The sequence below is a fragment of the Streptomyces sp. 4N509B genome (assembly GCF_052245655.1).
GTDB lineage: Bacteria > Actinomycetota > Actinomycetes > Streptomycetales > Streptomycetaceae > Streptomyces.
This window is the reverse complement of the sequence record NZ_JBQQBZ010000009.1, coordinates 1-17,398: the sequence shown is the minus strand read 5'-3', so window position 1 is coordinate 17,398 and position 17,398 is coordinate 1. Positions and strand designations below refer to the sequence as shown.

16 protein-coding genes are annotated in these 17,398 nt (G+C 74.8%); 10 read left to right on the top strand and 6 right to left on the bottom strand.

Annotated features, from left to right (window positions below; translation table 11 throughout):
- Window positions 1–35: 35 nt before the first annotated feature.
- Window positions 36–785, bottom strand: a complete 750-nt coding sequence (locus ACTWP5_RS11610; protein ID WP_443220910.1) for a hypothetical protein — start codon at window positions 783–785, stop codon at window positions 36–38.
- A gap of 86 nt (window positions 786–871) precedes the next feature.
- Between ACTWP5_RS11610 and ACTWP5_RS11605 the strand changes: the two genes are divergently transcribed.
- Window positions 872–1,477: a GNAT family N-acetyltransferase gene (locus ACTWP5_RS11605; protein WP_443220773.1), complete on the top strand. Its 606-nt coding sequence runs from the start codon at window positions 872–874 to the stop codon at window positions 1,475–1,477.
- Here the strand turns inward: ACTWP5_RS11605 and ACTWP5_RS11600 are convergent.
- Both ACTWP5_RS11600 and ACTWP5_RS11595 read right to left on the bottom strand, forming a co-directional pair.
- A complete protein-coding gene (locus tag ACTWP5_RS11600; RefSeq protein WP_443220909.1) occupies window positions 1,474–2,697 on the bottom strand; it encodes an RNA polymerase sigma factor in 1,224 nt (407 codons plus the stop codon). The two genes, ACTWP5_RS11605 and ACTWP5_RS11600, sit on opposite strands and share 4 nt — an antisense overlap.
- Before the next feature lie 17 nt (window positions 2,698–2,714).
- Entirely contained in the window at window positions 2,715–3,122 is a 408-nt protein-coding gene (locus tag ACTWP5_RS11595; RefSeq protein WP_443220772.1) for a YciI family protein, read from the bottom strand.
- Between the two features lie 220 nt (window positions 3,123–3,342).
- Here ACTWP5_RS11595 and ACTWP5_RS11590 point away from each other — a divergent pair, with 220 nt between their 5' ends.
- A complete protein-coding gene (locus tag ACTWP5_RS11590; RefSeq protein WP_443220771.1) occupies window positions 3,343–3,720 on the top strand; it encodes a hypothetical protein in 378 nt (125 codons plus the stop codon).
- 36 nt (window positions 3,721–3,756) lie between these two features.
- Here the strand turns inward: ACTWP5_RS11590 and ACTWP5_RS11585 are convergent, their stop codons facing one another.
- Entirely contained in the window at window positions 3,757–4,383 is a 627-nt protein-coding gene (locus ACTWP5_RS11585; RefSeq protein ID WP_443220908.1) for a DUF4396 domain-containing protein, read from the bottom strand.
- A gap of 134 nt (window positions 4,384–4,517) precedes the next feature.
- On the opposite strand from ACTWP5_RS11585, the gene ACTWP5_RS11580 reads away from it, so the two are divergent.
- From ACTWP5_RS11580 to ACTWP5_RS11545, 8 genes are all read left to right on the top strand, one after another.
- Window positions 4,518–5,351, top strand: a complete 834-nt coding sequence (locus ACTWP5_RS11580; RefSeq protein ID WP_443220770.1) for a MerR family transcriptional regulator — start codon at window positions 4,518–4,520, stop codon at window positions 5,349–5,351.
- On the top strand, window positions 5,348–6,010 hold the full coding sequence (locus ACTWP5_RS11575) for a hypothetical protein (protein ID WP_443220769.1): 663 nt from the start codon (window positions 5,348–5,350) through the stop codon (window positions 6,008–6,010). The genes ACTWP5_RS11580 and ACTWP5_RS11575 overlap by 4 nt, the downstream gene beginning before the upstream one ends.
- Before the next feature lie 87 nt (window positions 6,011–6,097).
- Complete coding sequence (locus tag ACTWP5_RS11570; protein ID WP_443220768.1) at window positions 6,098–8,020, top strand: glycoside hydrolase family 3 protein; 1,923 nt, start codon at window positions 6,098–6,100, stop codon at window positions 8,018–8,020.
- A gap of 82 nt (window positions 8,021–8,102) precedes the next feature.
- Window positions 8,103–8,861 carry a class I SAM-dependent methyltransferase gene (locus ACTWP5_RS11565; protein ID WP_443220767.1) on the top strand — a complete coding sequence of 253 codons (759 nt, stop codon included), beginning with the start codon at window positions 8,103–8,105 and terminating at the stop codon, window positions 8,859–8,861.
- A gap of 75 nt (window positions 8,862–8,936) precedes the next feature.
- Entirely contained in the window at window positions 8,937–9,152 is a 216-nt protein-coding gene (locus ACTWP5_RS11560; protein WP_443220766.1) for a hypothetical protein, read from the top strand.
- A 144-nt stretch (window positions 9,153–9,296) separates the two neighbouring features.
- The gene (locus ACTWP5_RS11555) at window positions 9,297–11,300 is read left to right on the top strand and encodes a glycoside hydrolase family 3 protein (protein ID WP_443220765.1); all 2,004 of its coding nucleotides are present in this window, start codon (window positions 9,297–9,299) and stop codon (window positions 11,298–11,300) included.
- Window positions 11,301–11,369: 69 nt separating this feature from the next.
- Window positions 11,370–12,671 (top strand): exo-beta-N-acetylmuramidase NamZ family protein, encoded by a 1,302-nt coding sequence (locus tag ACTWP5_RS11550; protein ID WP_443220764.1) that lies wholly within the window; start codon window positions 11,370–11,372, stop codon window positions 12,669–12,671.
- 67 nt (window positions 12,672–12,738) lie between these two features.
- The gene (locus ACTWP5_RS11545; RefSeq protein WP_443220763.1) at window positions 12,739–14,553 is read left to right on the top strand and encodes a serine hydrolase; all 1,815 of its coding nucleotides are present in this window, start codon (window positions 12,739–12,741) and stop codon (window positions 14,551–14,553) included.
- 47 nt (window positions 14,554–14,600) lie between these two features.
- Here the strand turns inward: ACTWP5_RS11545 and ACTWP5_RS11540 are convergent, their stop codons facing one another.
- Both ACTWP5_RS11540 and ACTWP5_RS11535 read right to left on the bottom strand, forming a co-directional pair.
- Window positions 14,601–15,803 carry an MFS transporter gene (locus ACTWP5_RS11540; RefSeq protein ID WP_443220762.1) on the bottom strand — a complete coding sequence of 401 codons (1,203 nt, stop codon included), beginning with the start codon at window positions 15,801–15,803 and terminating at the stop codon, window positions 14,601–14,603.
- Between the two features lie 328 nt (window positions 15,804–16,131).
- On the bottom strand, window positions 16,132–17,398 hold a 1,267-nt coding region (locus ACTWP5_RS11535; RefSeq protein ID WP_443220761.1), incomplete at its 5' end, for a pectate lyase family protein.

Genomic DNA, 17,398 nt, shown 5'->3' with positions numbered 1-17,398 from the left:
GGATCGCGGCCGTCAGTCGTCCGGTCGAGGGCCGGTCAGCGGTCCGGTCGGGGAGCCGTCGGCGCGCCGCCGAGCAGGTCGTCCAGCCGCCGCTCCAGCGCGCCCCACCGGGCGTTGTGCCGCTCCGCGCGGCGCTCGGCGCGCGCCGTGGTGCGGGGGCGGCGGCGGTAGGCGCGTTTCGCCCACCACGACTCGGGGCGCGCCAGCCGCACCGCCCCGACGAGCGCCACCAGCGGCACGAGCACGCCGAACAGCGCGGTCCGCAGCTTCCCCTTCAGGAGGGCGACGAGCACCAGGGCGAAGTTCCCCAGCAGCGTCGTGATGACGCCGGCGCGGTCCTGGCGCTCGTCCTCGCCGAGGTCGTTGACGCCGAGCGGCGAGAAGCCGGCGAGCAGGACGACCAGCAGCGCCGCCGTGACCACGACGACCTCGACGCTCTTCTGGCCCTGCTCGGACCAGTAGACGTCCTGGAGGTACAGCATCAGCGCGAACTCGTCGAGCACCAGCCCGGCCCCCACCCCGAACACCACCGCCGTCGCCCCGGCCACCCACCCCCGGCCGGCGGCGATCGCGCCGAAGCCGCCGACGCACATCAGCACCACCCCGGGCACCATGTGGTGCACGTGGTGCCCGCCCGCCGTCACGTCGCGGAACGGGCCCCGCCCGGCCCGGATCAGCCGCGTCGTGCAACGGGTCGCGACGAAGGTGACGACGAACGCCAGCAGCGCGAGGAGCAGCGGCAGCTTCCCGGGCTCGACGATGTTGCGGTACCACCAGTTGTCCACGACGATCAGGATCCGGAACTCCACGGCCACGGGCCGTCCGGCTCGCCGATACGACGGGGAGACGGTGGGAGAGGAGCGCGGCGACGATGATCTCGGTCGTACCCGCCAACGAGGCGGGCTGGGAGGAGCTGCGCGCGGTCTTCGGCACGCGCGGCGAGCCGGCCCGCTGCCAGTGCCAGTGGTTCAGGACGCGGGGCGCGGCGTGGCGCGAGGGGCCCGTCGCCGAGCGGGCGGAGCGGCTGCGCGAGCAGACCGCCGCCGGCCGTCCCGAGGCGGACGCCACCAGCGGCCTCGTCGCGTACCTCGACGGCGAGCCCGTGGGCTGGTGCGCGGTCGCGCCGCGCACGGCGTACGTCCGCCTGCTGCACGCTCGGGTCCCGTGGGCCGGCCGGCCCGAGGAGGACCGGGAGGACCCCGGCGTCTGGGCCGTCACCTGCTTCGTCACCCGCGCGGGCTACCGCCGCCGCGGCGTCAGCCGGGCACTGGCCCGCGCGAGCGTCGCCCACGCGCGGGAGCGCGGCGCCCGCGCGGTCGAGGGGTACCCGATGACGGTGCGGCCCGGGGAGGACGTCACCTGGGGCGAGCTCTACGTCGGCAGCGTCAGCGTCTTCGCGGACGCCGGCTTCCGGGAGGTCAGCCGGCCCACGCGGCGGCGCGTCGTGATGCGGCTCGACCTCTCCTCGCCCGGCTAGCCGGTCCTGCCCCCGCCGGCGGTGCGCCGCGCGGTGTTGAGGCGGGCGGCCTGCCGCGTCAGGTAGTCGCGTTCGGCCAGGTTGGGCGCCTTGCCGGCGGCCTCCGCGTACAGCCGCGCCGCCGTCGCCGGGTCGCCGTCGCGCTCGTGGAGGTACGCCGCCACCGCGGCGTGGCGGGGCAGGGAGTCGTCCAGCGCCGCGAGCGCGGCGAGCCCGGCGCGGGGCCCGTCGGCCTCGCCGACGGCGACCGCGCGGTTGAGCCGGACGACCGGGTTGTCGGTCAGCCGCGCGAGTTCGTCGTACCACTCGACGATCTGCACCCAGTCGGTCTCCTCGGCGGTGGGCGCGTCGGCGTGGAGGGCCGCGATGGCGGCCTGGGCCTGGAACTCGCCCAGCCGGTCGCGGGCGAGGGCGGCCTGGAGGATCGCGATGCCCTCGGCGATCGCCGCGGTGTCCCACCGGCTTCGGTCCTGCTCGGCGAGCGGCACCAGGCCGCCGTCGGGCGCGGTGCGGCTGGCGCGCCGGGCGTGGTGGATCAGCATGAGGGCGAGCAGCCCCGCCACCTCGGGGTGGTCGACGGCGGCGGCGAGCTGCCGGGTGAGCCGGATGGCCTCGGCCGCGAGGTCGACGTCGCCGGAGTAGCCCTCGTTGAAGACCAGGTAGAGGACGCGGAGCACGGTGGCGACGTCGCCGGGCTGGTCGAACCGCACCCCGGAGACGGTGCGCTTGGCGCGGCTGATCCGCTGCGCCATGGTCGCCTCGGGCACGAGGTAGGCCTGGGCTATCTGGCGGGTGGTGAGCCCGCCGACGGCGCGCAGCGTCAGCGCGACGGCGGACGACGGCGTCAGGGAGGGGTGCGCGCACAGGAAGTAGAGCTGGAGCGTGTCGTCCACGGCGGAGACGGGGCCGGGCGCGGGCTGCTCGTCGAGGAGGTCCTCACGCCGTCGGCGGGCGGCCTCCGACCGCGTCGCGTCGAGGAACTTGCGCCAGGCCACGGTGACCAGCCAGCCCTTCGGGTCCCGCAGCGGGCGACCCGCGCTGGGCGAGCCGGGGGCACCGGGAGGCGTGGCGGAGGCGTCGGCCGGCCGGGCCCGGACCGCCTCGACGAGCGCGTCCTGCACGGCGTCCTCGGCCGCCGCGAAGTCGGCTCCGCGGCGGACGAGGATTCCGATGACGCTGGGCGTGAGGCTCCGGAGGCGGTGGATCAGGGCCTCGTCCATCGGGTCCATCGGATGGGTCACTCCGTGATGGTGGGGGGCTCGGTGAGGAACGGGCGCAGCTCGAGCCACTCGTGGATCGGCTCCCCGCCCGCCCCGGGGGCGGCCGACAGCTCCCCGGCCAGCTCGACGGCGCGCTCGTAGCTGTCGACGTCGATCACCATCCAGCCGGCGATGAGGTCCTTGGTCTCGGCGAACGGGCCGTCGGTGACCGGAGGGCGTCCCTCGCCGTCGTACCGCACGAAGGTGCCCTCGGGGGCGAGCGCCTGGCCGTCGACGAACTCGCCGGTCTCCTCCAGCCGGGTCGCGAAGTCGCGCATGTACTGGACGTGGGCCGAGATCTCCTCCGGCGTCCACTGGTCCATGGGGACGTCGTTGACCGCTGCCGGCGCGCCGCGGTAGTGCTTGAGCAGCAGGTACTTGGCCATGGTGGTTCTCCTCGGTACTGGTGCGACCCATTGTGGTCGCGTTCACCCCCGGGACGGAGCCAGCCACGGATTCTCGACATCGCCGCGCGAGTTTCTTTCGGCGGTTCTCGCGGCGGTTCTCGCGGCGGTCCCACGGCGGTCCCACGGCGGCGTCGCGGCGGCGCCTCCCGCCCCCGGAACGCCGTCGCGCTCGGCCAGGGCCAGCCCGTAGGGTCACGGCATGTCGACCGAACCCGCCGCCTCGCTGCGGCAACGACTCCGCGCCGCGCTCCCGGGCGCGATGAGGTCCCGTGACCGCGTCGCCGTCGCGGCGCTGCGCGCCACGCTGGCGGCGATCGAGAACGCGGAGGCCGTCGACGGCTCGGCCCTGGCCGGCGCGTCGCTGGCGATCGAGGACAGCCCGGCGGGGGCCGGCGCGGCCGACGTCGCGCGGCGGGCGCTGACCGAGGAGCAGGTCGAGAGCATCGTCCGCGCGGAGCGGGACGAACGGCTCTCCGCCGCGGACGACTACGAGCGCGCCGGCCGGGCGGACCACGCCGAGCGGCTGCGCCGCGAGGCGGAGATCCTCGCGGCGCACCTGCTGCCCGTGCCCGACTGAGCCCCTGAGGGAGCCGCGACCCGGCCGGGCCGTGCGTCACCCGTGGTGGTGCTGGTGCATCACCGCGTGGCCCCGGCCCCGGGCGATGAGCCACTTGTTGACGGGCGCGGTGACGACGAAGGCGACGGCGAGGGCGAAGGCCAGGGCGCCCCAGAAGAGCGCGTCGGACAGGCCGGCGTCCATGGCGCCGGGAACGAGCAGCAGCACGCCGTTGTCCACGGCCTCCATCACCGTGATGGACAGGGTGTCGGCGGCGAGCGCGATGCCGACGGCCGCGCGCAGGCCGACGCGGGCCCTGAGGACGGCCTGCACGGTCAGCAGGTAGCCGAAGAAGAACGCCAGGACGATGGCGAGCACCAGGGTCGGGACGTCGTGCCAGCCCAGCGCGGTGCCGATGGCCATGCCGAGGACCTCGCCGATGGCGCAGCCGGTCAGGCAGTGGAGGGTGGCGCGGATCGCCATGGCCCAGCCGGTCGGGCTCGTCGGGCTCTGGGCCGGTGGGTGTGTCCGTTCCTGCGGCTGGTCGCGGTCGCTCGCGGACGGGTGAGGTCCGTGAGCGCCGTGCCGGTGCTCCCCGTGGTGCTGGCGCTCTTCGTGGTGGTGCTGGTGGTTCTCGTGCTGCACGACGTGCTCCCTCACGGCGGCGGACGCCCGGCTCGGCATCCGGATCTCCTGGCGTGTGGTCCGCTCCACACGAACACCGTCACCAACGATCATACCCCCCAGGGGTATTTCGGGCCGAGGACGGTTTTACCTCGACTTGACCTTGTCGCGACGTCAACGTTTCTACTGAACGCATGCGCATCGGAGAACTCGCCGCCCTCGTCGGCGTCAGCACCCGCACCGTGCGGCACTACCACCGCATCGGCCTCCTCCCCGAGCCCGCCCGCCTCGCCAACGGGTACCGCGTCTACGGCCTGCGTGACGCCGTCACCCTGACCCGCGTCCGCCGCCTCACCGAGCTCGGACTCAGCCTCGACGAGATCCGGGACGTCACGGCCCACGACGCCGGCCTGGACCTCGTCGAGGTCCTCACCGAACTCGACGCCGACCTGGCCCGGCAGGAGGACGCCATCCGCGCCCGCCGCGCCCGCCTGGCCGAGCTGCTGACCCAGGCGAAGGAGCGCGGCGGGCTGCCGGCCGAGGGCCCGGTCTCGCCCGAGCTGGCCGCGTTCTTCCACGAGATGGCCGACACCGCGGCGGGCCTGCCCGGCCCCGAGCCGGCGATGGCCGCGAAGGAACGGGAGCTGCTCGCCCTGCTGGAGAGCTCCTCCGCCACGTCCGGCGCCTCGGACGAGTGGCTGAAGGGCCTGCTGGCGGCGGCCGACGCCGGGCCGGAGGGAATGCGCCACGCCTACGAGATCTACGCCCGGCTCGACGACCTCGCCACCGCACCGACCGACGACCCCCGCGTCGCGGAGGTCGCGCGCGCCATCGCCGACGCGACCCCGGAGGAGTTGGTCCGGGGCATGGCGGACGCCGAGGACGGCGACAGCGAGAACGAGGGCGAGGGCGCGGCGGCGGAGTGGCCGGACAGCGGCTTCGCCAGGGCGTTCTTCGCCGACTTCGCCCCCGCCCAGGCCGAGGCCATCCGGCAGTCCATCGAGCTGCTGCGCGGGCGGGCCCGATGACGCCCCGAAGCAGCCTCCCGGAGTCCCCGAGCCGCACCTGGCGCCTGGCGCGGGCCACGGTCCGCCTGGCCCGCCACGAGGTTGCCCTCTACCTGAGCCTGCTGCGGTGGCTGACCCGCCGCCCGCCCCACGGCGTGAACGCCGCCGCCGGCGACGTGCCGGCCGCCTACGCCTCCGGCCAGGTCTTCGCCGTCTCACTCTTCCTCATGGTCTCGATCGTGGAGACGGTGGCGCTGGCGTTCCTCATCCCCTGGCCGCTGGTGCACGCGATCGTGCTGGTCGTCGACGTGTGGGGCATCCTCTTCATCGTCTGCCTCCACGCCTCCTGCGCGAACCGCCCCCACGTCGTGGGCGGCGACGGCTCGCTCCGCGTCCGCTACGGCGCGCTCCTCGACATCCGGGTGCCCGCCGGGCACGTAGCCGCCGCCCGGTTGGAGCAACGCTCCCCCGAGGTCGGCGGGCTGGTGGGCGTCGACGAGGGCGACGGGGACGGCGGCACGCTCGACCTGCCGGTCGGCGGCCTGACGAACCTCACGATCGAGCTCACCGAGCCGGTCACCTTCCGCCGTCCCCTCGGCCGCCCCGCCCGCGCCCGCGTCCTGCGGTGCTACGCCGACGACCCCCGGGCGGCGCACGCCGCGCTGCTCGCCCGCGTCTGAGGCGCGGGCGTCCTGACTCGCCGCGGGCGGCGATCTGGCTCACCCTGCTGGGAGGGGCGTTCGCTGGCCCGAGCCGAGGAGTGCGCGATGGTTCAGGCGGTTCAGGCGGTGCAGGCGGTTCACCGGGTGCAGCCGGTGCACCGGGTGCAGCCGGCGCGCGCGGGGCACGCGGCGCGGCACCGTTCCCGTCGCTCCCCCGCCGTGCTGGTCACGGTCCTGGCCGCCGTCGCCTGGCTGCTGCTGGGCACCGCCTGCGGCGGCGGGGCCAGCGACGGCGGCGGCGGAGCCGGCGGCAACGGCGGCGTGGGAGGCACCGGCGACACCGAGGCCAGCGCGGAGTGGGCCGAGGACCGCCTGGCGGAGATGACGCTGAAGGAGAAGGTCGGCCAGCTCTTCGTCACCTACGTCCACGGGCAGACCGCCGACACCGCCCGTCCGGAGGACGTCTCGGCCAACCAGGAGTACCTGGGCGTGGACAACGGCCAGCAGGCCGTCGAGCGGTACCACCTCGGGGGCGTCATCTACTTCGAGTGGGCGGACAACCTCGCCGACCCCGACCAGGTGGCGCGGCTGTCGGAGGACCTCCAGCGGGCCGCGCTCGCCCGGGGCTCGCAGGTGCCGCTGCTGGTCAGCATCGACCAGGAGCACGGCATCGTCACGCAGTTCCGCGAGCCCGTCACCCGCCTGCCGGGGGGCATGGCGTTGGGCGCCTCGCGCGAGCCGGCGGACGCCCGGGAGGCCGCCCGCGTCGCCGGCCAGGAGCTGCGGGCCGTCGGCGTCACCATGAACCACGCCCCCGACGCCGACGTGAACGTGAACCCCGCCAACCCCGTCATCGGCGTCCGCTCCTTCTCCAGCGACCCCACCCTCGCCGCCCGCCTCACCGCCGCCCAGGTCGAGGGCTACCAGCGCAACGGCGACGGCAGCGTCGCCGCCAGCGTCAAGCACTTCCCCGGCCACGGCGACACCGACGTCGACAGCCACACCGGCCTGCCGACGGTCTCCCACAGCGTCGAGGAGTGGGAACGGATCGACGCGCCGCCCTTCCGCGCCGCCATCGAGGCCGGGGTCGGCGCCGTCATGGTCGGCCACCTGCGCTTCCCCGCGTTCGACCCCTCGGGCGACCCGGCGACCCTCTCCCGCCCCATCGTCACGGGCCTGCTGCGCGAGGAACTCGGCTACGACGGCGTGGTGATCACCGACTCCCTGATCATGGAGGGCGTCCGGGAGACCTACCCCGACGCCGAGGTGCCCGTCCGCGCCCTGAAGGCCGGCGTCGACCTGCTGCTCATGCCACCCGACCTCGGCCTCGCCTACGACGCCGTCCTCGACGCCGTCGCCAGCGGCGAGCTGACGGAGCGGCGGATCGACGCCTCCGTGCGCCGTGTCCTGACCCTCAAGCACCAGCAGGGTTTCACCGACCTCGACGCCGTCACGGGAGGGCCGGACACCGACGTCGTCGGCGACCCCGACAACCAACGGGCCGCGCAGCGCCTCACCGACCACACCACCACCCTCGTCCGCAACGACGACGACGTGCTGCCCCTGCGCGCCGACGGCCAGCGCGTCCTCGTCACCGGCTCCGACCGCGCGACCGTCGAGACCCTGGCGGACCGCGTCGGCACCCGGGACGTGACGGTGACCAGCCGCCCGGCCGCCACCACGAGCCCCGCGGAGGCGGTGGCCGAGGCCCAGAACCACGACGTGGTGCTGGTGACCAGCAGCGGCACCCGCGACGACCCCGACCAGGCGCAGCTCGTCAACGACCTCCTCGCCACGGGGAAGCCCGTCGTCACCATCGCCACGGACGTGCCCTACGACATCGCCGACTACCCCGACGCCACCACCCACCTGGCCACCTACTCCGCCGTGCCCGTCGCGCTGGAGGCCGCCGCGCGCGTCGTCTTCGGCGAGAACGAGCCGCGCGGCCGGCTGCCCGTCACGATCCCGACCGCCGACGACCCCGCGCGGCCGCTGTACCGCCTGGGGCACGGCCTGACCGCCTACTGACCGGTGAGCACCGAGGCGACGGCGTCGTCGGCCGTGGGCTGGTGGGCCGGGCGACCCGCGGGCGGGCGGTACTGTGACGGGGATGTTCACACCCCAGGGTCCGACCCTGCGCGAGCTCACCGTCCAGGCCCTCTCCTCCGTGGAGCGCGGCTACGACCTGCTCGCGCCGTCGTTCGACCACACGCCGTTCCGCACCCCGGACGCCGTGCTGGACGCGGTCGCGGACGCGTTGCCGGCGCTGGGCCCGTTTCAGACCGGCCTCGACCTGTGCTGCGGCACGGGCGCCGGCATCCCCGTGCTGCGGCGGGTGTGCGAGCGGCGCGTCGTCGGCCTCGACTTCAGCGCCGGCATGCTCGCCCAGGCGCGGGCCGCCCACGCGGCGAGACCACCCGGCGCCGCGGGCACGGACCGCGCGCCCGAGCCGGCCGTCGACTGGGTGCGGGCCGACGCGCTGGCCATGCCGTTCTCCCGCGCCTTCGACGTCGTCACCTCCTTCGGCGCCTTCGGGCACTTCCTGCCGCGCCAGCGGCCCGCGCTCTTCTCCCAGACCCACGCGGCGCTGCGCCCCGGCGGCGTCTTCGCGTTCCCGATCGTCGCGCCGCCCCGGGTCGGCTCGCGCTGGTACTGGCTGAGCTGGGGGTTCGACGCCGCGATGCGGGTGCGTAACGCGGTGTGGCGGCCCCGTTTCGTCATGTACTACCGCACCTTCGGCCTGGCGGACGTGCTGGAGGACCTCACGGGCGTCGGGTTCGCCGTGGAGACCCGGCCGCTGTCCTCGCTGGGCACCCGCCCCGACGGCAGTCCCCGCTGCCGCCTCGTCGTGGCGCGACGGCCCGGCTGACCGGCGCGCCCGGCGCCGCCCCGCCCGTCGGCGTTCACCGGGTTTACGGCGAGGTCCCGGGGGCACCCGCCGCCCGTGACCGACCCGACCCCGCACAGGCCACCGCCGCCGAGGCCCGACCCGGTGCCGCCGGTGCCGCCCGAGCCGACGCCCCCGCCGACGCCGGGGCCGCCGGGACCCGGCGGTCCGCCGCCGCGCCCCGAGCCGGGGCCCGACGTGCCCGTCCCGCCGCCCGAGCCGCACCCCGAGCCCGAGCCGGCCCCCGGGACGGCCGCCGGCCACCACGCCTGAGCCGCCGAGGCCCGGCCCCCGCGGCCCGGCCGCCTCGCGCTGAAGGAAACTTCCCGCCGCAACACCCTTGATTCGGCGGAGATTTACGCCACCCTGCTGGGAGCGACGGTTCTCCTGCTCCGCTCACCCCCACAGGAGTGCGCGATGCCCCACGCCCACCACACCGCTCCCACCAGCCGCTCCGCCCGTGTCGCCCGTGCCTCCCGCGTCACCCAGGCAGCGCACGCCGCGCGCCGCCGCCTCGCGGTGCTCGCCGGCCTCGCCGGGCTCGCGCTGACCGCCTGCTCCGGCGGCGGGGCCACGGGCGCCGACGACGCCCCGGGCTCCTCCCGCTCCCCCGGCCCCGCCGCCGTCACCACCGCCGACCCGGGCGGCGGCCCCGACGCCGGCACCGGCGACGGTCCCGGCGGCCCCTCCGCCACGGACGGCTCCGCCGGCGAGCGCCGGGACTGGGTCGCCGAGACACTGGCGGGGATGACGCTGGAGGAGAAGGTCGGCCAGCTCTTCGTCACCTACGTCAACGGCGAGACCGCCGACACCACCCGCCCCGAGGACGTCGCCGCCAACCAGGAGCGGCTCGGCGTGGACAACGGTCAGCAGGCCGTGGAGCGGTACCACCTCGGCGGGGTCATCTACTTCACCTGGTCGGACAACCTCGCCGACCCCGCCCAGGTGGCCGGCCTCTCCAACGGCCTGCAACGCGCCTCCCTCGCCCAGTCCCCCGGGGTGCCCCTGCTGATCACCACCGACCAGGAGCACGGCTCCATCGTGCGCCTCGGCGAGCCCGCGACGCTCCTCCCCGGCAGCATGGCGCTGGGCGCCTCCGGGCAGGAGGCCGACGCCCGGGAGGCCGCCCGCGTCGCCGGCCAGGAGCTGCGGGCCGTGGGCATCACCATGAACCACGCCCCCGTCGCCGACGTGAACGTGAACCCCGCCAACCCCGTGATCGGCGTCCGCTCCTTCTCCGGCGACCCCGCCCTGGCGGCGGCGCTGACCGCCGCCCAGGTCGAGGGCTACCAGCGCGAGGGCGACGGCGGCGACGGTGGCGTCGTCGCCAGCGTCAAGCACTTCCCCGGCCACGGCGACACCGACGTCGACAGCCACACCGGCCTGCCCGTGATCGACCACAGCCTCGCCGAGTGGCGCGCGCTCGACGCGCCGCCCTTCCGCGCCGCCGTCGAGGCCGGCGTCGGCGCCGTCATGACCGGCCACCTCCAGTTCCCCGCGCTCGACCCCTCCGGCGACCCCGCCACCCTCTCCGAGCCGATCCTCACCGGCCTGCTGCGCGAGGAACTCGGCTACGACGGCGTGGTGATCACCGACTCCCTCAGCATGGACGGCGTCCGGGAGACCTACCCCGACGCCGAGGTCCCCGTCCGCGCCCTGAAGGCCGGCGTCGACCTGCTGCTCATGCCACCCGACCTCGACCTCGCGTACCACGCGGTGCTCGACGCCGTCGCCAGCGGCGAGCTGACGGAGCGGCGGATCGACGCCTCCGTCCGCCGCGTCCTGACCCTCAAGCACCAGCAGGGCATCGTCGAGAACCCCTACGCCGACCCCGAGCAGGTCGCCGACACCGTCGGCAGCGCCGAGCACCGACAGGCGGCGCAGCGCCTCACCGACCACACCACCACCCTCGTCCGCAACGACGACGGCCTGCTGCCCCTCGCCCCCGAGGGCCAGCGCCTCCTGGTCGCCGGGACCGGACCGAGCCGGGCCACCACCGAGACCCTCGCGGACCGTCTGCGGGCCCGCGACGGCCTGACGGTCACCGCCCGTCACGCCGGGACCGACCCCGACGCGGCGGCGATCGACGCCGTGCTCGCCGAGGCCCGCGACGCCGACACCGTCGTCGTCACCACGGCGGGCACCCGCTCGCGCGCCGGGCAGGCGGCGCTCGTCAACGCCCTGCTCGACGCCGGGAGACCCGTCGTCACCATCGCCACCGACGTGCCCTACGACATCGCCCACTACCCCGACGCCACCACCCACCTGGCCACCTACTCGTCCGTCCCGGTCGCGCTGGAGGCCGCGACCCGGGTGCTGCTGGGCGAGAGCGAGCCGACGGGCACGCTGCCCGTCATGGTCCCGACGGCCGACGACCCCACGCGCCCGCTCCACCCCATCGGCCACGGCCTCGGCTACTGAACCCCTCGACCCCCTCCCGCACACCCGCACGCGGCAGCCCCGCGACGACACGGAACGGACCCCAGGACGATGCGCCGCAGACGACTCCTCACCACGACCACCGCCGCCGCCCTCGCCCCGCTCGCCGCGGCCTCCTCCGCCGCACCCGCCACCGCCCGCACCGCCGGGCGCACCGCCGAGGGCGGCGGAGGCCGCCGCGTCCGCACCGGCTTCGAGACGCTGCGCGACAGCGGCTACGCCAGCCTGGCCGGTCAGCGCGTCGGCGTCGTCTCCAACCCCACCGGCATCGACCGCGACCTCACCCACGTCGTCGACGTCATGGCCGACGACGGGCGCGTCGACCTGCACGCCGTCTTCGGCCCGGAGCACGGCTTCCGCGGCACCTCCCAGGCCGGCGAGGGCGAGGACTTCTTCACCGACCCCAGGACCGGGCTGCCCGTCTACAACGCCTACAACGACGCCACGGCCATGGAGGAGCACTTCGCCACCCTCGGCCTGGACACCGTCGTCTTCGACATCCAGGACGTGGGCGCCCGCTTCTACACCTACATCTGGACGATGTACCTGGCGCTGGAGGCCGCCGCCCGCCTCGGCCTGCGGTTCGTCGTCCTCGACCGTCCCAACCCGCTCTCCGGGCGCGACGCGTACGGTCCCGTGCTGCACCCGGAGAACGCCAGCTTCGTCGGCCTGAAGCCCATCGCCCAGCAGCACGGCATGACCGTCGGCGAACTGGCGGGCCTGTTCAACGACGTCTTCGTGCCGGAGGCCACCGGCGGCCCGCGGGCGGAGCTGCACGTCGAGCGCATGGCCGGCTGGCGGCGCGAGCAGCGCTTCACCGACACCGGCCTGCCCTGGGTGGCGCCCTCCCCCAACATGCCGACGCCGCGCACCGCCGAGCTGTACGTCGGCACCTGCCTGTTCGAGGCCACCGCCCTGTCGGAGGGGCGCGGCACCACGCAGCCGTTCCAGCTGCTGGGCGCGCCCGGCATCGACCACGGGTGGCAGGAGGCGTTGAACGACCGCGGCCTGCCCGGCGTCCGTTTCCGCGAGGCGTACTTCGCTCCCACCTTCTCCAAGTGGCAGGGTCGGACCTGTGGCGGGGTGGAGGCCCAGGTCACCGACCCCGAGGCGTTCGACCCGATCCGCACCGCGTTCACCATGATCACCGAGCAGTGGCGGCTCTTCCCCGAGCACCGGTGGCGCTCGCAGGACGGCGAGGCCACCGGGTACTGGCTGGACAAGCTCAGCGGGGACCGGCGGGTCAGGCTGGCCGTGGAGGCGGGCGCGGACGCCGACGAGCTGCCGGCGATCTGGCGGGACGAGCTCGCGGCCTTCCGTCGCCTCCGCGGCCGCTACCTCCTCTACCGCTGAGTCCACCGCCGAGAGCCGACCGCCGAGAGCCGAGAGTCCACCGCTGAGAGGGCAGGGACAGCAGACGATGAAGCCGATCAGACGCCGCCGTTTCCTCCACGGCCTGCCGGGCGTGGCCGGCCTCGCCGTCACCCTGAGCGCCGCCTCTCCCGCGGTCGCCGGCTCCGCCCTGGGCCGTGGCGGCGCCGCGGCGGCCTCGGGTCCGCCGACGGTCACCCCGCGCGACATCCGCTTCCCGGCCCGCTCCCGCCCGTTGCGCGTGGGCTCCCCCGGGGAGGCGGGGCTCCTGCCCGGACACGTCGCGCGGATCGCCGACGAGGTCGCCGCCTTCCCGCACCTGTCGGGGTTCGCGCTGGTCGCGGTGCGGGACGGCGTGATCGTCGCCCACGAGGCGCGCGGCCACGCCGTGCGCTACGCCTCCTGGGACGAGGAGACGTCGACCGCCGTCGAGCTGCCGCCCGAGGAGTGGGTGGAGGCGACGACGGACACCGTCTTCGACATGGCGTCGGTGACGAAGCTGTTCACCGCCACCGTCGCCGTCCAACTCCACGAGCAGGGCGTCCTCTCCCTCGACGAACCCGTCGTGGCGTACCTGCCGGAGTTCGCCGCCACCGACCCGGCCAAGGCGGCCGTCACGGTGCGGCAGCTCCTGATCCACCGCTCGGGCCTGCCGTCGTGGCTCAACCTCCACGACCCCTCCCTGCCCGACAACGCCGCCCGCCTCGCCGCCGTCTACGCCGCGCCGCTGGCCCGCGAGCCCGGCAGCGGCTACGAGTACTCCGACCTGGGCCTCATCACCCTCGGCGTCCTCCTCGAACGCGTCACCGGCCGGCCGCTCGACGCCCTCGTCGCCGACCGCGTCACCGGCCCCCTCGGCATGCGCGACACCCTCTTCAACCCGCCGCCCGAACTGCTGCCCCGCGTCGCCGCCACCGAGTACCAGCCGTGGACCGGCCGCGGCATGGTCCGCGGCGGCGTCCACGACGAGAACGCGTGGGCCCTCGGCGGCGTCGCCGGCCACGCCGGGATCTTCTCGACCACCTCCGACATGGCGGTCTTCGCCCAGACGCTGTGCGACGGCGGCCAGTACGCCGGCACCCGCCTCCTTACGGAGGAGACCGTGAGGGAGGTCCTCACCGACCACAACGCCGACATCGGCGCCTCCCCACGCGGGCTGGGCTGGCAGGTGAACCAACGCTCCTACATGGACGCCCTCTGCTCCCCCGTGACGGCGGGTCACACCGGCTACACCGGCACCTCCGTCACCGTGGACCCGGTCTCGCGCGTCGTCCTGGTGCTCCTGACCAACCGCGTGCACCCGACGCGGCAGCGCGGCACCGACAGCGTCTACCGCCGTCGGCCGTCCCGCGCGCTCGCGCGCGCCGTGCCGGTGCGTCCGGCCGTGGGCCGCACGGCGTGGTACGCGGGGCAGGCCGACGCGGCCACCGCCCGCCTCACCGTCCCCCTCGGGCCGTCTTTGGCCGCGACCGGAACGCGTGCCACCTTCCGCCTCTGGTACGACACCGAGGCCGAGTACGACGTGGGCGTCCTCGAAGCCTCCACCGACGAGGGCGGCGGCTGGCGGCCGGTCCCGTTCGAGCTGCGCACCGGCGGCAGCCACGCCGGGGAACACCGGTGGGAGTCCCCCGGCACCTTCCACGGCTACGCCGGCCGCCGGTGGCTCCACGCCACCGTCCCCGAGCTGCCCGCCGGCACGACGCGCCTGCGGTTCACCTACACGACCGACGCCGACTACCAGGGGCGGGGCGTCTACGTGGACGCTCTGCGCGTGTACGCCGGGGACCGGCTGCTGTTCGCCAGCGAACGCCCCGGCGACGCGTCCCGCGTCGTCGCCGAGGGCTGGCGTCCGTCGGCCGACTGACGCGCGATCGACCGCACGGCTGCCCCGCACGGCCCGACACCTCCGGCTCAGGGCCGCCTCCCTGTCTCGGGACCGGAAGCGAGGACACGCCGAAGCAGTGTTCCCGCGACGAGAACGGCGACGAGCCAGCAGGCTCCGAGGGCGAGCGTCGGCCGGTGTCCGATGCCCTCCGCCGCGACCCCGCCCACGGCGTTGCCCACCGCGCCGCCCAGCAGCCAGACACTGACCATCAGGGTGTAGGCCCTGGTGAGCGCGGACCGGGGGGCCAGCGTGTCCAGCAGCGCCGAGGAGGCGATCGCCGACGGTGCACCGCACACACCGACCAGGAACAGCGCGGGAAACAGCAGCGCGAGACTGTTCGCCGCCCATGCCGCCAGCCCGAGCGCCACCGCCGAACCCGCCAGAGCCGCGAGCATCAGCCGAGCGTGGGACCATCGCCACGAGACCGCCCCGAAGACGAGGCCCGCGACGATCTCACCCGCCGAGGACGTCGCGACGAGCACGCCGCCGTCCGCGGCGCTGCCCAGCGAGAGGGCGGCGGCCGGCACGGCGACGGCCACCACACCGGCCGACACACCCGCGCCTCCCATGACCACCAGCAGGACGGCGAGGCCGGTGGCCCCACGGGCGCCCTCCCGGCCGACACGGACACGCAGCGGTCGCCACGACCGGGAAGCCTCCGCTCTGGAGAAGAGCAACGCCGCGCCGCAGGCCAGGAACCCGCCCACCAGCACGGCCTCTCCCGGGCCGGCCGCCACCAGCAGCAGCGACGTCATCAACGGCCCGGTCAGCACCGCCAACTGGAACAGCACCGCCAGCAGCGCGTACCCGGCCGTCCTGGCCCCGACGTCCCGGACCAGTTCGGCCAGCAGAACCCTCATGCTGCCGGTCGTCGCGGGAACGCTCGCTCCCATCCCGGCGCTGGCCACCACGGCGAAACCCCGCCAGGCCACCAGCGGCGTCGCGGTCACCAGGAAGACGCCCCAGGCCGCGCAGGCCAGACCCGCGACGGCGATGACCCTCGCCTGTCCGTGGCGGTCGATCAGCCGGCCCTGCACGCTCAGGCCGACGGCGTTTCCCAGGCCGAACGAAGCCGCCGCTCCACCGCCGAGGGCGAGCGAGCCGGTCCGCTCGTGCGTGTACAGCAACAGGCTCAGGCCCAGCAGGCCCAGGGGGAGCGCGCCGATCACCGTGGCGAGCAAGGGGACGCGTAGGCCGGGAATCCTCAGGACGCCGACATAGCCCTGCATGGGGACACGCCTTTCGAGCATGCCCACCCACCCGGGAGCCGGACTCCCAACGGACCACCGTCGTGAGCGACGGTGGCTGACGCGGCACACCCTACGGCCACCGGGGCGACAGCCTCAACACACCCGGCGACACCGCGTACGTCCGAGTCTCCACGCCGCCCGACCGACCCGCGCTGTCGCGGCGATGCCCGCACGGCGGCGCGCACCGGCCGAGGCAGGTCTGTCCGAGGGCCGTGGGGTCGACGGCCCTCGGACAGAGGCGGTCCTCGGCGACGCTGACGGTGCCGTTCGGCCGCGCCGCCGCCGGTGGCGCTCGTGCGGCTGTCCGCTAGCTCGCGTAGGTCTCGAACTCGGCGACCCTCGGCGTGCCGGACGCACTGGTGATCTGGAAGGTGACCTTCGTCAGGGAGACGGGCGAGAAGTTGATGACGCCCGCGCCGCTGCCGGAGGCCAGGACGGCGCCCGTGCCGTGGTTGACGACGCGCCAGGAGCCGATGGTCCCCTCGGAGCCCGCCGCCTCGCGGATGTTGATCGCGGAGATCGTGGTGGCGGAGCCCCACTTGATCGAGATGGAGCCGGTGGAGCCCGTGGGCGACCAGTAGGTGCTCATGTCACCGTCGCGGACGTTGCCGTAGCTCGTGCCGTCGGCCTTGCTGCTGCCGTCGGAGCCGGCACCGAGGCTGAGGTTGGTGCCGCTGGGCGGGTCGGTCGGGTCCGGCGGGTCGGTCGGGTCCGGGTCCGGCGGGTCCGTGGGGTCCGGGTCCGGCGGGTCGGTCGGGTCGGGGTTCTGCGGCGTGCAGCTGCCGTCCGACACCCGCAGGCCCTTGTTGGCGCCGGCCGTCTGGCTCACCACGCTCGGCACGCAGTTCGCGGCGTCGAGGGTGTAGGAGTACGGAATGCTGACGCTGGTGTTGGACTGCGGGTTGGGTCCCGCGGGGTTGGCGTCGTCGCCGGGCTCGGACCAGGTCACGTTGTCGAAGACGTTGCCGTTGACCTGCCAGTATCCGGCCTGGTCGGTGTAGAAGGTGCCGATGACGTCCTTGGCGTCCTGGAAGTAGTTGTTGTCGATCCTGGCGCGCGCCCCGGCCCGGGAGTTGATGCCCGACTCGTGGATGTCGACGTAGTGGTTGTTGTAGAAGTGGCCGACGCCGCCGCGCAGCAGGGGCGTGCGGGAGTCGATGTTCTGGTACAGGTTGTGGTGGTAGGTGACGTAGCCGTTGGAGGTGTCGCTCTCGCTGGAGCCGATGAGGCCGCCGCGTCCGGAGTTGCGCAGGATGCTGTAGGACAGCGTCACGTACTGGGTGTTGTTCTTCATGTCGAAGAGGCCGTCGTAGCCCTCCGACTCGCCGCCCGAGGCCTCCAGGGTGGTGTGGTCGACCCAGACGTTGCGGACGCCGCTCTCCATGCCGATGGCGTCGCCGCCGTTGGAGGTGGGCGAGCCGGACTTCTTGACGTTCCTGATCGTCACGTTCTGGATGATGATGTTGCTGGCCTCGCGGATGTGGATGCCGATCTGGTCGAACGTGGCCCCACTCCCGACGCCGATGATCGAGACGTTGCTGATCTGCTTGAGCTCGATCACGTCCTCGGCGGTG

Bases quoted from the DNA above. Each gene is read 5' to 3' on its own strand.
- ACTWP5_RS11575 (WP_443220769.1), top strand. From the start codon at position 5,348: ATGACGCCCCGAAGCAGCCTCCCGGAGTCCCCGAGCCGCACCTGGCGC.
- ACTWP5_RS11605 (WP_443220773.1), top strand. From the start codon at position 872: ATGATCTCGGTCGTACCCGCCAACGAGGCGGGCTGGGAGGAGCTGCGC.
- ACTWP5_RS11570 (WP_443220768.1), top strand. From the start codon at position 6,098: ATGGTTCAGGCGGTTCAGGCGGTGCAGGCGGTTCACCGGGTGCAGCCG.
- ACTWP5_RS11585 (WP_443220908.1), bottom strand. From the start codon at position 4,383: ATGCCGAGCCGGGCGTCCGCCGCCGTGAGGGAGCACGTCGTGCAGCAC.
- ACTWP5_RS11555 (WP_443220765.1), top strand. From the start codon at position 9,297: ATGCCCCACGCCCACCACACCGCTCCCACCAGCCGCTCCGCCCGTGTC.
- ACTWP5_RS11540 (WP_443220762.1), bottom strand. From the start codon at position 15,803: ATGCAGGGCTATGTCGGCGTCCTGAGGATTCCCGGCCTACGCGTCCCC.
- ACTWP5_RS11565 (WP_443220767.1), top strand. From the start codon at position 8,103: ATGTTCACACCCCAGGGTCCGACCCTGCGCGAGCTCACCGTCCAGGCC.
- ACTWP5_RS11580 (WP_443220770.1), top strand. From the start codon at position 4,518: ATGCGCATCGGAGAACTCGCCGCCCTCGTCGGCGTCAGCACCCGCACC.
- ACTWP5_RS11550 (WP_443220764.1), top strand. From the start codon at position 11,370: ATGCGCCGCAGACGACTCCTCACCACGACCACCGCCGCCGCCCTCGCC.
- ACTWP5_RS11600 (WP_443220909.1), bottom strand. From the start codon at position 2,697: ATGGACGAGGCCCTGATCCACCGCCTCCGGAGCCTCACGCCCAGCGTC.
- ACTWP5_RS11595 (WP_443220772.1), bottom strand. From the start codon at position 3,122: ATGGCCAAGTACCTGCTGCTCAAGCACTACCGCGGCGCGCCGGCAGCG.
- ACTWP5_RS11590 (WP_443220771.1), top strand. From the start codon at position 3,343: ATGTCGACCGAACCCGCCGCCTCGCTGCGGCAACGACTCCGCGCCGCG.
- ACTWP5_RS11545 (WP_443220763.1), top strand. From the start codon at position 12,739: ATGAAGCCGATCAGACGCCGCCGTTTCCTCCACGGCCTGCCGGGCGTG.